This is a genomic window from Allobranchiibius sp. CTAmp26, assembly GCF_017565405.1.
Lineage (GTDB): Bacteria > Actinomycetota > Actinomycetes > Actinomycetales > Dermatophilaceae > Allobranchiibius.
The window spans coordinates 1-12,242 of record NZ_JAGEKR010000013.1; the positions used below are offsets into that span (position 1 = coordinate 1).

The 12,242-nt window shown below is 70.1% G+C and carries 13 protein-coding genes; 8 read left to right on the plus strand and 5 right to left on the minus strand.

Annotation, left to right across the window (positions count from 1 at the left end):
- Positions 1 to 179: 179 nt before the first annotated feature.
- The 4 genes from J4030_RS09780 to rplM form a co-directional block, all read right to left on the minus strand.
- Positions 180 to 602, minus strand: coding sequence for an organic hydroperoxide resistance protein (locus J4030_RS09780; RefSeq protein ID WP_208049054.1), 423 nt, complete (start codon positions 600 to 602; stop codon positions 180 to 182).
- 87 nt (positions 603 to 689) lie between these two features.
- Positions 690 to 2,039, minus strand: a complete 1,350-nt coding sequence (gene glmM / locus J4030_RS09785) for a phosphoglucosamine mutase (RefSeq protein ID WP_208049055.1) — start codon at positions 2,037 to 2,039, stop codon at positions 690 to 692.
- A 98-nt stretch (positions 2,040 to 2,137) separates the two neighbouring features.
- Positions 2,138 to 2,656, minus strand: a complete 519-nt coding sequence (gene rpsI, locus J4030_RS09790; protein ID WP_208049056.1) for a 30S ribosomal protein S9 — start codon at positions 2,654 to 2,656, stop codon at positions 2,138 to 2,140.
- 42 nt (positions 2,657 to 2,698) lie between these two features.
- A complete protein-coding gene (rplM, locus tag J4030_RS09795; protein WP_208049057.1) occupies positions 2,699 to 3,148 on the minus strand; it encodes a 50S ribosomal protein L13 in 450 nt (149 codons plus the stop codon).
- A gap of 343 nt (positions 3,149 to 3,491) precedes the next feature.
- Here rplM and J4030_RS09800 point away from each other — a divergent pair, with 343 nt between their 5' ends.
- From J4030_RS09800 to J4030_RS09825, 6 genes are all read left to right on the plus strand, one after another.
- Positions 3,492 to 4,373 (plus strand): beta-1,6-N-acetylglucosaminyltransferase, encoded by an 882-nt coding sequence (locus J4030_RS09800; protein WP_208049058.1) that lies wholly within the window; start codon positions 3,492 to 3,494, stop codon positions 4,371 to 4,373.
- A 38-nt stretch (positions 4,374 to 4,411) separates the two neighbouring features.
- Entirely contained in the window at positions 4,412 to 5,845 is a 1,434-nt protein-coding gene (locus J4030_RS09805; protein ID WP_208049059.1) for a lipopolysaccharide biosynthesis protein, read from the plus strand.
- Between the two features lie 70 nt (positions 5,846 to 5,915).
- Positions 5,916 to 6,485 carry a helix-turn-helix transcriptional regulator gene (locus J4030_RS09810; RefSeq protein ID WP_208049060.1) on the plus strand — a complete coding sequence of 190 codons (570 nt, stop codon included), beginning with the start codon at positions 5,916 to 5,918 and terminating at the stop codon, positions 6,483 to 6,485.
- Positions 6,482 to 7,171, plus strand: coding sequence for a hypothetical protein (locus tag J4030_RS09815; RefSeq protein ID WP_208049061.1), 690 nt, complete (start codon positions 6,482 to 6,484; stop codon positions 7,169 to 7,171). Before J4030_RS09810 ends, J4030_RS09815 begins: the two co-directional genes overlap by 4 nt.
- 145 nt (positions 7,172 to 7,316) lie before the next feature.
- The gene (locus J4030_RS09820) at positions 7,317 to 8,498 is read left to right on the plus strand and encodes a zinc-dependent alcohol dehydrogenase (protein ID WP_208049062.1); all 1,182 of its coding nucleotides are present in this window, start codon (positions 7,317 to 7,319) and stop codon (positions 8,496 to 8,498) included.
- The gene (locus J4030_RS09825; protein WP_208049063.1) at positions 8,495 to 8,989 is read left to right on the plus strand and encodes a hypothetical protein; all 495 of its coding nucleotides are present in this window, start codon (positions 8,495 to 8,497) and stop codon (positions 8,987 to 8,989) included. Before J4030_RS09820 ends, J4030_RS09825 begins: the two co-directional genes overlap by 4 nt.
- A 52-nt stretch (positions 8,990 to 9,041) precedes the next feature.
- Here the strand turns inward: J4030_RS09825 and J4030_RS09830 are convergent, their stop codons facing one another.
- Positions 9,042 to 10,760, minus strand: coding sequence for an ABC-F family ATP-binding cassette domain-containing protein (locus J4030_RS09830; RefSeq protein ID WP_208049064.1), 1,719 nt, complete (start codon positions 10,758 to 10,760; stop codon positions 9,042 to 9,044).
- 123 nt (positions 10,761 to 10,883) lie between these two features.
- Between J4030_RS09830 and J4030_RS09835 the strand changes: the two genes are divergently transcribed.
- Complete coding sequence (locus J4030_RS09835; protein ID WP_208049065.1) at positions 10,884 to 11,462, plus strand: DUF664 domain-containing protein; 579 nt, start codon at positions 10,884 to 10,886, stop codon at positions 11,460 to 11,462.
- A gap of 10 nt (positions 11,463 to 11,472) precedes the next feature.
- Positions 11,473 to 12,237, plus strand: coding sequence for a LamB/YcsF family protein (locus J4030_RS09840; protein WP_208049066.1), 765 nt, complete (start codon positions 11,473 to 11,475; stop codon positions 12,235 to 12,237).
- Positions 12,238 to 12,242: the final 5 nt, after the last annotated feature.

Genomic DNA, 12,242 nt, shown 5'->3' on the forward strand with positions numbered 1-12,242 from the left:
GATGGGCGCCGCGGTCACTTCTCTACGCTGCCGCGCGTGGCCCGCGTAGGTGATGGGCGCCGCGGTCACTTCTCTACGCTGCCGCGCGTAGCCCGCGTAGGAGATCGGCTCCGCTGACAACGAGGCCGCGCCCCGGCCGCGTCAGCGGCACAGGGCGCGGTCGGGAGCGTGGCGGCAGTTCAGGCCACGGACACCGAGACGTCGATGTTGCCGCGGGTCGCCTTGGAGTAGGGGCAGAACTGGTGCGCCTGCTCGACCAACTGCTGGGCGGTGGCGTCGTCGACACCCGGGATGTGGGCGACCAGCTTCACGGCCAGCCCGAATCCCTCGCCGACCTTGCCGAGACTGACCGAGGCGGTCACCGTCGAGTCGCTGGTGTCGTGCCCGGCGCGGGACGCCACCGCGTTGAGAGCGCCGGAGAAGCACGCGGCGTACCCGGCGGCGAAGAGCGTCTCGGGGTTCGCCTTGGGGTTGGTCTTGCTCCCCGGCTTGCCGAGCACGACGTCCACGACGCCGTCCTCGCTCTTGACGTGACCGTCACGACCGCCCTGAGCGGTGGCACCGGTGGTGTAGACGACCTCGTCGAGCGCTTCGTAGGGCATGGGGACACCTTTCGTGGGGGGAACTGTCTCCTGGGTCAACGTGCCGGGGGCAGCACAATTCCCCCGGCGGGCACGACCCCCGAAGACTCAGTCCAGAGCGAGTTCGGCCGCGACCACCGCGGCCAGCTGCTGGGCCAGATCGTCGGCCTGCTGCGAGGTCTGCGCCTCGACCATCACCCGGACGAGCGGCTCGGTGCCGGACTTGCGCAATAGCACGCGGCCGGTGTCCCCCAGCTGCGCCTTGGCGTCCTGGACGGCGGACTGGACGGTGGCGTGGTGGTCGACGGCGTCCTTGTCGACGTGCGGCACGTTGACCAGTCGCTGCGGCAGCCGGGTGACGCAGGCGGCGAGCTCTGCCAGCGGGGTTCCCTGGGAGGCGACGCACGCCGCGAGCAGCAGTCCGGTGAGGACGCCGTCACCGGTGGTCCCGTGCTCGAGCAGGATGACGTGGCCGGACTGCTCGCCACCGAGTGACAGGTTGGATGCGCGCATCTCCTCCAGCACGTAGCGGTCGCCGACACCGGTCTGTCGCACCGTGATCCCTGCCGCGCGCATCGCGTGGTGCAGCCCGAGGTTGCTCATCACGGTGGCGACCAGCGTGTCCTGCGCCAGCCGGCCACGGCGCTTCAGGTCGATGGCCAGCACCGCCATGATCTGGTCGCCGTCCACGTCCTGCCCTGCGCCGTCGACGGCCAGGCACCGGTCGGCGTCCCCGTCGAAGGCCAGTCCGAAATCGGCTCCGGCGGACAACACCGCACGTCGCAGGGGCTCCAGGTGGGTGGACCCGCAGTCCTCGTTGATATTGATGCCGTCGGGCGCTGCGCCGATCAGGGTGACCCGTGCGCCCGCCTGCTCGAAGGCGCGGGGTGCGACGTCGTACGCCGCCCCGTGCGCGGTGTCGAGCACGATGTGCAGCCCGTCCAGACGGTGCGGGAGTGCTCCCAGCAGGTGCGCGATGTAGCGGTCGGCACCCTCGACGTAGGTGGTGACCCGACCGACCGAGGCCCCCACGGGCCGGTCCCAGTCCTGACGCAGGTGGCTCTCGATCGCGTCCTCGATCGTGTCGGGGAGCTTGTGCCCGCCCCGGGAGAAGAACTTGATGCCGTTGTCGGCCATCGGGTTGTGCGAGGCGGAGATCATCACCCCCAGATCGGCGCCGCTGTGCGCCGTCAGGTGAGCGATGGCCGGGGTCGGGAGCACCCCCGCGTCGTGCACGTCGACGCCGGCCGAGGCCAGGCCCGCCACGGTGGCGGCGGAGAGGAACTCACCGGAGGCCCGCGGGTCGCGCCCGACCACGGCGTGCGGTCGATGGCCGGCGAACTGGCCCTCCTCGGACAGCACGCGCGCCGCGGCGGCCGCGAGGCCGAGCGCGAGCTCTGCGGTCACGTCACGATTCGCGAGGCCGCGCACCCCGTCGGTGCCAAACATTCGTCCCATGGGCACACCTTCCTACATCACGGACATGAAGAAGCCCCGGCGCTCGGACCAGTCGACCAGTCGACCAGTCCGAGCGTCGGGGCTTTCGTGGACTTCTCTTACCGCTTGCTGTACTGCGGAGCCTTACGGGCCTTCTTGAGGCCGGCCTTCTTGCGCTCGGGCACCCGCGCGTCGCGGGTGAGGAACCCGGCCTTCTTCAGCACCGCACGGTTCAGCTCGGGGTCGATCCCGTTCAGCGAGCGCGCGACGCCGAGGCGGACGGCGCCGGCCTGACCGGACGGGCCACCACCGGAGACCCGCACGAGCACGTCGTACGCGCCGTCGAGCTCGAGCACCCGGAAGGGCTCGTTGACCAGCTGCTGGTGGACCTTGTTCGGGAAGTACTCGGCCAGCGTGCGGCCGTTGACCTTCCACTCACCGCTACCGGGCACGATGCGCACCCGGGCGATGGCCTGCTTGCGGCGGCCGGTGCCGGCGCCGGGCTCGGAGGCGGTACGACGACGGGGGGCGTCCTCGCCGTCCTCCCCGACGGGGCCGGCGGACTCTGAGGTGTATTCGGACAGTGCGGGCTCGTCGGTCTCGAGGACGTCGAGCTCGGTGGTCTGATCGTCAGCCACGATTCTCCTGGGGTCTTGAAAGGGTGGGGGGCAGCCGGCGCGTTACTGCGCGACCTGGGTGATCTCGAACGGGACGGGCTGCTGGGCACCGTGCGGGTGCTCCGGGCCGGCGTACACCTTGAGCTTGCTCATCTGGGCGCGGCCCAGGCTGGTCTTGGGGACCATCCCGCGGATGGCCTTCTCGACCGCCTTGGCCGGGTCCTTGGCCATCAGGTCGGTGTAGGAGGTCGCCTTGAGGCCGCCCGGGAAGCCGGAGTGCCGGTAGGCGATCTTCTTCTGCATCTTGGAGCCGGTCAACGCCACCTTGTCGGCGTTGATGATGATCACGAAGTCACCGGTGTCCATGTGCGGCGCGTACGTCGTCTTGTGCTTGCCGCGCAGCAGGCTCGCCGCGTGCGTGGCCAGGCGGCCGAGCACGACGTCGGTGGCGTCGATGATGTGCCAGGCGCGCTCCTGCTGGAGCTGCGCCGTCTTGGGCGTGAAAGTGCGCACGTTCGTCAACTTTCTGAATCGTTTGTCGTGCTGGGCTGTCGTACCTGCCGCCTGCCGATCGCCCCTTGCGGGACGCACCTGCGGCGGATGGTCGAACGTCGATGGGCGCGTGAACGCGACCTCACCAGTTTACGGAACCTGTCGCACTCCTCACAATTACGCGAACAGCGTTGTTCGACAACGCCATTGAGGATGACCAGAAGCGAACGGAGGGGCGATCGGACGGTGCCATGCATAACTATTGTGCACCGGAACGACCTCGATCCGGGTATCTACCGGCCTCGGCGGCCCCGTCCCGGTGATCTCAGCAAGTCCTTGGCCACCGTCGCGTAGCATCGCGGCCATGTCCCGTCGCCTTCCGGCCGTGGTGGTGGTCGCGCACGACAAGCCGCGTCACTTCCACCGTCTGATCGCCGCGATCGAGCCGCTGCCCACGTTCGTTCACATTGACGCGAACACCCCGCCCGACGTCCACGCGCAGATGACCGCCGGACTCCCGGACACCGTGACCCTCCTACCGCGACTGCGGGCCGGGTGGGCTCGCTACGAGGTGTTGGAGGCCGAACTCGCCGGCTATCGCGCGGCGCTGGAGTCCACCGACGCAGAGCACCTGATCCTGCTGACCGGCGCGGACTACCCCCTCGCCAACGTCTCGGCCATCATCGAGTACTTCGGCAAGAACGCTGGCCGCTCGTTCGTCGAGGTCGATCCGGTCCCCCGCGCGGCCTGGGGGCGCAACGGCGGCGCGGACCGATTCTGGTTCCGCCAGTGGCCGTGGGGGAAGCACCGCATGGTGCTGCCCATCCCGCGCCGGGTGCCCGCTGGGGTCGAGCGGGCCGGCGGTTCGCAGTCGAAGGTGCTGTGCCGGGCACACGCGGAATACGTCCTCGACCTGCTGGATCGGCGGCCGGATCTGTGGCGGTACTTCCGCCGATGCTGGACACCCGACGAGGTGACCATCCACTCGCTGCTGCTCAGCAAGGCTCTCGGCGGTCCCGATCAGGTCTTCGAGTCGCGGGATCAGGCCCTGTGGTTCATGGACTGGGGCGAGGACCCGACGCCGAGCCCGCACTGGCTCACCACCGCTCACTTCCCGGGCATCCGGGAGGCTCGCACCCGCACGGATCGCCCGGCGCTGTTCGCACGCAAACTGTCCGACGAGAGTGCCGAACTGACCGATCTGATCGACTCCGATCTTCGGACCATCTCGATACCGACGGCCTAGTGCTCCAGGCCGACGACGCCCCTCCGAGCGAGGGGTCCGTGCCGGACGGAGGTCCCGACCTCTTCGGGCGGGGGATGTTGTACGTCGTCGTGTGGTCGATGCAGCTGATCGTCGGCACCCTCGTGTCGCCGATCCTGACCCACGTCATCCCCAAGGCTCAGTTCGGAACGCTCGCGGCGGCGATCGCGCTCTACCAACTGCTCATCCTCGTGTCGGTGTTCGGCACCGACCAGGCCCTGGAGATGCAACGGGTCGAGGACGCGGACGACCGGCGCTCGCGGGGCCTGCTCGCGTCGGGGGTGGTCTTCGCCTTCGTGGCGACGGGCCTCGCCGCCATCACCTCACCGCTGTGGGCGACCGCCATCGGTTTCGACGGGCCCGGCGGGTTGCCCACGGTCACCCTCCTGTGGACGGCACCGGGCGCCGGCTGCCTGATGGTCCTCGCGCTGCTGCAGGCCGAGGACAAGCTGCTGCGGTTCTGCACCATCAGCGTCCTGTCCACGGTCGGGAGCCAGGTCCTCGGGCTGGTACTCCTCTTCACCGTCCACCGTTCCGCGCTGACCTACGCCTGGGGCGGAGCGATCGGCAACGCCGCCGCCCTGGTGACCGGCCTGTGGTGGACCAAACCGCGGATCAGCGGTCTGAAGGACACCGAGACCCTGCGGCGCGCCCTCCTGCTGGGCCTGCCGCTGCTGCTGTCCGGACTGGCCGACTTCGTCCTCAACGCGGCCGACCGCTTCATCATCCAGGCGGCGTTCGGGCCAGGCCAGGTCGCGCGGTACCAGGTCGCCTTCACGGTGGGGAACGCCATCACTCTGGTGCTGCTCTTCACCAACCGTGCCTGGCTGCCGCGGCTGAAGAGCGTGGTGGACGTAGGCGACCGATGGCGCCTGATCGCCTCGTCCCGGGACGGCGTCTACTGGTTGCTGGGGTGGGCGCTGCTCGCCATCACCGTCGCCTCGCCCGCCCTGCTGCGGATCGTCGCGCCGGCCGACTACGACCAGCAGTCCCTGTCGATCGTGGTCTTCCTCATCGGCCTGTCGGCCCTCCCGGTGGCCGCGACAGGCGCGACCTCGCGGATGCTCATCACCATCCGGGTCTCCCATCCCATCGCCTGGAGTTCGGCGGCCGCCCTGATCGTGAAGCTGGCCGTGACGTTCGCGCTGCTGCGTCCCCTCGGGCTCCGGGGGGCGGCCCTCGGCACCCTGTTCGGTCTGGTCGCCCAGGCCGTCTGGTTGCGGCTGGCCATCCGCAAACGGCACGCCCCCATCCCGTCCGCTCGCCCGGTGGTGGCCTTCCTGGTGGCCTGCTCCGTCGTCGCCGGACTGTCGACCCTGCTGCCGCAGACCATCGAGTGGAACATCGGGCGGATGATCGTCGCGGTGCTGTGTGCCGCGCCCCTGCTGCACTCGCTGCGGGCGCTGCAGAGCGGCCGGGACCCGTTCGTGCGGCGTACCGCGGTCGAGGTCTGATCCCATCCGGCCGCAGCCACGCCGACCGCCTTCCCACCTGAGGTGGCCGGTCCACACTTATTCTGCACACGTGCCCACCCCCTCCCCCCGCGCGAAGTCACTGCGCACCCTGGCGCACCCGTTGCGGTCACGCCTGCTCGGCCAGCTGCGGGTGCACGGTCCCGCCACCGCGAGCGACCTGGCTCGGACCCTGGGGACCAACACCGGCGCGACCAGCTATCACCTGCGCAGACTGGAGGAGTCGGGCCTGGTCGCGGACGACGGGAGCGGGACCGGCCGACGCCGGGTGTGGGTGGCGCAGGTAGTGGAGCAGGCGGACGAAGGTCCCGCGACACCGGACGAGCACGCGGCCGAGCTGTGGTTGCAGCGTGACTACGTCGAGTACTTCGCCACGAGAGCCGACCGGTGGGCCACCGAGCGGCAGGAGTGGCCGCAGGGGTGGCAGCAGAACTGCGGCCTGGAGGATCACCCGGTGCTGGTCACCACCGAGCAGCTGTCAGCACTGGCCGCCGAGCTCTCGGAGGTGTTCGAGCGTTATCGCCGGGTGGGCGCCGGCTCGCCCGGCGCACGCCGCGTGACGGCGTACACCGCTCTGCTCCCGGTCGACGGGCCGTCCGGTCAGACCCCGGCCACGCGATGAACGACGACGACGAACGAGGCGCCGGCGGCCACGAACACCGTCTGCCGCCCACCCTCGCGGTGCTGGTCGCGATCGGGCTCTACACCTTCCTTCCCGACTCCCTCCTGCTCGCGCCGCGCTACGTGATCCCCGCCATCGAGGTCGTGCTGCTCGCAGCGCTGATCGCCACCAACCCGTGGCGGCTGACCCGCGAGACGCGGTGGTCCGGGTGGGTCGCGATCATCCAGTGCGGGTTGCTGATCGTGGCCAACATGGTCTCGCTCGGTGTCCTGGTGCATTCCATCGCGCACGCGGGCAGCGGCAAGGACCTGCTCTACGGCGGGCTGCAGGTGTGGGCCACGAACGTGATCGGGTTCGCGCTCCTCTACTGGGAGATGGATCGCGGAGGGCCGGTACGCCGCCGCGAGGCCCCCCGCAGCCAACTCCCGCCGGCCGACTGGCGCTTCTCCCAGGACGAGAACCACGACGCGGCCGCCGAGGTCGCGCGGACCTCCTCGATCACCAGCAACTGGCGCCCGGTCTTCATCGACTACCTCTACCTCTCGCTCACCAACTCCAGCGCGTTCAGCCCGACGGACACCATGCCGCTGACCAGCCGCGCGAAGCTGCTGATGGGCACCCAGGCGTCCGCTGCGCTGCTCACCTCCCTGCTGGTCGTGGCACGCGCGGTCGGCGCGCTCGGCTGACGGACGAGGTCGCGCGCTCCTCGCACATGGGTTGTCGGCGCTGCGGTCAGTTTCCTCCACGGGTTTGAGCCCGGGTGTCCGGCGGGTATGCCCCGGATGACCGCACTACGACCGCGGCGTACGCCGCGCGGAGGGACGTCAGCACATGCGAGCACTCACCTGGCAGGGCACCGAGAAGGTCAGCGTCGAGACGGTGCCGGACCCCGGCATCCAGCAACCGACGGACGCCATCATCAAGGTCACCTCGACGGCCATCTGCGGGTCCGACCTGCACCTCTACAAAGTGCTCGGACCGTTCCTGCACCCCGGCGACGTCCTCGGCCACGAGACCATGGGCGTGGTGCAGGAGGTGGGTCCCGACGTGCACCACATCGCACCCGGTGACCGTGTGGTGATCCCTTTCAACATCTCCTGCGGGCACTGCTGGATGTGCGAACGCGGCCTGATGGCCCAGTGCGAGACCACGCAGGTGCGTTCGCAGGGCAAGGGCGCCTCGCTCTTCGGCTTCACCGATCTGTACGGCGCCGTCCCGGGCGGGCAGGCGGAGTACCTGCGAGTGCCGCAGGCGCAGTTCGGGCCGATCAAGGTCGAGGGCGACGGGCCGGACGAGCGCTACCTCTACCTGTCCGACATCCTGCCCACCGCCTGGCAGGGCGTGGAGTACGCCGAGGTACCCGAGGGCGGCACCATCGCCGTACTCGGACTCGGCCCGGTCGGCCAGCTGGCGACCCGCATCGCCCACCAGCGCGGGCTGCGGGTCATCGGGGTCGACCTCGTGCCCGAGCGCCTCGACGCCGCGGCGAAATTCGGCATCGAGACGCTCGACATGAACCAGTCCGACGACGTCACCGCCGAGCTGCTCGACCGCACCGGCGGCCGCGGACCGGACAGCGTGCTGGACGCCGTGGGCATGGAGGCCCACGGCTCTCCGGTGTTGGAGGCCGCGATCACCGCGGTCGGTCACCTGCCCGACGCGATCGCCAAGCCCTTCACCGACAAGGCGGGCATCGACCGCACCGCTGCGCTGATCACCGCGGTCAAGTCGGTACGCCGCGGCGGCACGGTGTCGGTCAGCGGGGTCTACGGCGGCGAGGCCGACCCGCTGCCCATGATGGAGATGTTCGACCGGGGCATCTCGATGCGGATGGGCCAGTGTCACGTCAAGCGCTGGATCGGTGACCTGATGCCGTACGCCGACGACGCGGCGGACCCGTTCGGGCTGGCGTCGCTCGCCACCCACCGGCCATCGCTCGAAGACGCGCCCGCGGCGTACGACATGTTCCAGAAGAAGGAGGACGGGTGCGTGAAGGTGGTGCTGAAGCCGTGAGCGCCGAGGACGAGAGCGACTGGCTGCCGTTCTACCTGCGTGACCACTACGCCGGCGCGTCGGCAGGTGTGCAGCTCTTCGACCGGGTCGCGAGCGGGCACAGCGACGAAGCGATCCGTGCCGAGGTCGCGCGGATCCGCGACGAGGTCAGCGAGGACCGGTCGGCGCTGGGCTCGATGATGGCTGCCCTGGGGATCCGGCAGGTGTCGCTCACCATGCTGGTCGGCATCCTGGGTGAGTACGTCGGCCGGTTGAAGCCCAACGGCTCACTGCTACAACGGTCCTCGGGATCGGACGTCTTCGAACTGGAGGCGCTCAGCTCCGCGGTGCAGGCCAAGTCGCGGGTATGGGAGACGCTGCTGACCCTCGCCGAGCACGACACCCGGCTGAACACGGACCGCCTGCAGGAGCTACTCGACCGGGCCGACGACCAGCGCGAGCGCCTGCGCGAGTTGCATGCGCAGTTCCTGGACCGCCTCATCGGCGGCTGAGTCCCGCTGGGGTCGCGGCGCGCTCCATAGGGGCGCGCGGTGACTCTGGCGGTCAACGCGCGCGACGCACCCGGCGTTCGTCCCACACCGGCTCGTCCGACTCGTAGACGTCGCCCTCCTGACCGAAGACCAGGAACCGGTCGGACCCGCGGGTGAACCACCGGTCGTGCGTGACCGCTACAACCGTCCCCTGGAACGCCGCGAGCCCCTCCTCCAGCGCCTCGGCCGAGTGCAGGTCGAGGTTGTCGGTCGGTTCGTCCAGGAGCAGCAACGTCGCGCCCGACAGCTCCAGGAGCAGGATCTGGAAGCGCGCCTGCTGGCCACCGGACAACGAATCGAAGGTCTGCTCCGCCGAGCGCGCCAGCTCGTAGCGGTCCAGCGCGCGTGACGCCTGCTCGCGGGGCATCCCGTCGCGGTGCTCGTCGCCGCGGTGCAGGATCTCCAGGAGCGTGCGCCGCAGCAGCGCCGGGTGCTGATGGGTCTGCGCGAACCATCCCGGTCGCACCCGGGAGCCCAGGCGCGCAATGCCTTGGTGCACCACGGGATCCGGCTGCACATCGCCGACCGGCTGATGTTCGAGGTCGGGGTCGCTGCCCCCGGCCGCGAGCAGCCGCAGGAAGTGCGACTTGCCCGACCCGTTCGACCCGAGGACCGCCACCCGCTCGCCGTACCAGATCTCCAGATCGAAGGGCCGCATCAGGACCTCGGTCGGTGACGACGCACCGCCGGCGGCGAGTTCGAGGTGCTCGCAGATCACCGCGCGCTTGGCGGTCCGGCCGCCCGTGAGGCGCATGGTGACCTTCTGCTCGTTCGGCGTGACCTCCGGCGGCCCGGCCTCCTCGAAGCGGCGCAACCGGGTCTGCGCGGCCTGGTAGCGCGCGGCCATGTCGGAGTTGTACGCGGCCTTCTGCCGGTACATCAGCACGAGCGCCTTCAGCTTGGCCAGCTCCTCGTCCCAGCGCTTGCGCAGCTCCTCCAGACGGTTGTTGCGGTCGACGCGTGCCTGCGCGTACGTCGCGAACCGTCCCGGGTGCATCCAGGCGATCGATCCGGCACCCGTGGGCTCCAACGTCGCGACACGGGTGGCGACCTGGTCGAGCAACTCCCGGTCGTGGCTGACGAAGAGCACCGTCTTGGGCGACTCGTTCAGGGCGGCCTCGAGCCACCGCTTGGTGGGCACGTCGAGATAGTTGTCCGGCTCGTCCAGCAGGAGGACCTCGTCGGGGCCGCGCAGCAGCGCCTCCAGGACCAGGCGCTTCTGCTCGCCACCGGACAGGGTGGCGACGTCGCGCCACTGCGCCTTGTCGTAGGCCACCCCGAGGGCGGCGACCGTGCAGACGTCCCACAGGATCTCGGCTTCGTAACCGCCCACCTCGCCCCAGTCCACGAGCGCCTGCGCGTACGCCATCTGGGTGGGCTCGTCGTCGCGTTCCATCATCGCCAGCTCGGCGGCGTCGACCGCTCGCGCAGCCTGCGCCACCGGGTGCGGCGCGACGCCGACCAGCAGGTCCCGGACGCTGACGCTCGTGCCGTCCCGGCCCACCTTGCCGATGAACTGGCGCATCACGCCGAGCCCGCCCGTGCGAGTGACAGCACCGGAGTCCGCCGCGATCTCCCCCGAGATGATCCGCAGCAACGTCGTCTTCCCGGTGCCGTTTGGTCCGACCAAGGCGACCTTCGCGCCCTCACCCACCCGCAGGCTGACGTCGCCGAGCAGCGGCCTGCCGTCGGGCAGGTGATATCCGATGCCGTTCACGTCCACATGTCCCACGGACGACGATTCTCCCCTGTCCGCGCGTGATGCGTCATTTCGTTTTACCGGTGGCTGTCGGTGCGCACTCCTATCGTCGGTTCACGGAGAGACCGGGTAGGAGCAAGCCAGAGAGGACCGCACATGCCGACACCGGGGATGCACACCGAGAACGAGGAGATCGCGCTCTATCTGCAGGCGCAGATCGCCGCCATCCGTGCCGCGGCGTACGGGTTGACCGAGGCGCAGGCACGGCAGACACCGTGTCGCAGTGCCCTGTCCATCGGAGGCCTCGTCACGCACGCGACGTACGTGATGAACGGTCGATTACGACGCGACGCCGAGGGCAGCCGCACGACCGAGCTGACACCGGAGGGCTTCGCGAGATTCACCGGGAGCTTCGCCCTCTCCGACGACGACACGCTGCAGGCGGCACTGGGACGGTTCGACACGGCCGCCGAGGCGTTCCTCGCCAGTGCGCGGTCCGCCGACCCCGACAGCACGTCCATCGAACCGCCCGCGCCGTGGGACGGCGTGCTGCAGGACACCCCGACCACAGAGCGGTTCTACCTCCTGCACCACATCGAGGAACTGGCCCGGCACGCCGGACACGCCGACATCATCCGCGAGCAGATCGACGGCGCCGACGGTGCGTCGCTGACGGCCGCGGTCGAGGGCCGACCGGCGAACGACTTCTTACAACCCTGGTCACCGCCCGGGTGAGAATGAAGCGGTGAGCCCCACCATCGATCTGAACGCCGACCTGGGCGAGAGCTTCGGCCGATGGCAGCTCGGCGACGACGACGCCCTCCTGGAGACGGTCACCTCCGCGAATGTCGCGTGCGGTTTCCACGCCGGCGACCCGGCCACGCTCGTGCGCACCTGCCGTGCGGCCGCGGCGGGCGGCGTGCGGATCGGCGCGCAGGTCGGCTACCGCGACCTGGCCGGCTTCGGACGCCGTTTCATCGACGTGTCGCCGGAGGATCTCTTCGCCGACGTGGTCTACCAGATCGGTGCGCTGGACGGGATCGCCCGGAGTCAGGGCGCCCGCGTCACCTACGTCAAACCGCACGGCGCTCTCTACAACACGATCGTGCACCACGAGGAGCAGGCCGCTGCGGTGGTCGCCGCCGTCCGCTCGGTAGACGACGGCCTGCCGATCCTCGGCCTGCCCGGATCGGCTGTGCTCGCGGCGGCGAGGACGTCCGGGTTGCGGACCGTCGTCGAGGCGTTCGCGGACCGCGCGTACGTCGCGGACGGCACGCTGGTCGACCGCCGCGAGCCCGGCGCTGTGCTGGACGACGCCGGCCTGGTCGCGGATCGGGTCGTGCGGATGGTCACCGACGGCCGGGTGCGCTCCATCGACGGCTCGGATGTCGAGGTGTCCCCGGATTCGGTATGTCTGCACGGTGATTCACCCGGCGCCGTCGCGATGGCGCGGGCGGTGCGCTCCGCCCTCTCGACGGCCGAGGTGCAGGTCGCCTCGTTCCTGGACTGAGGACC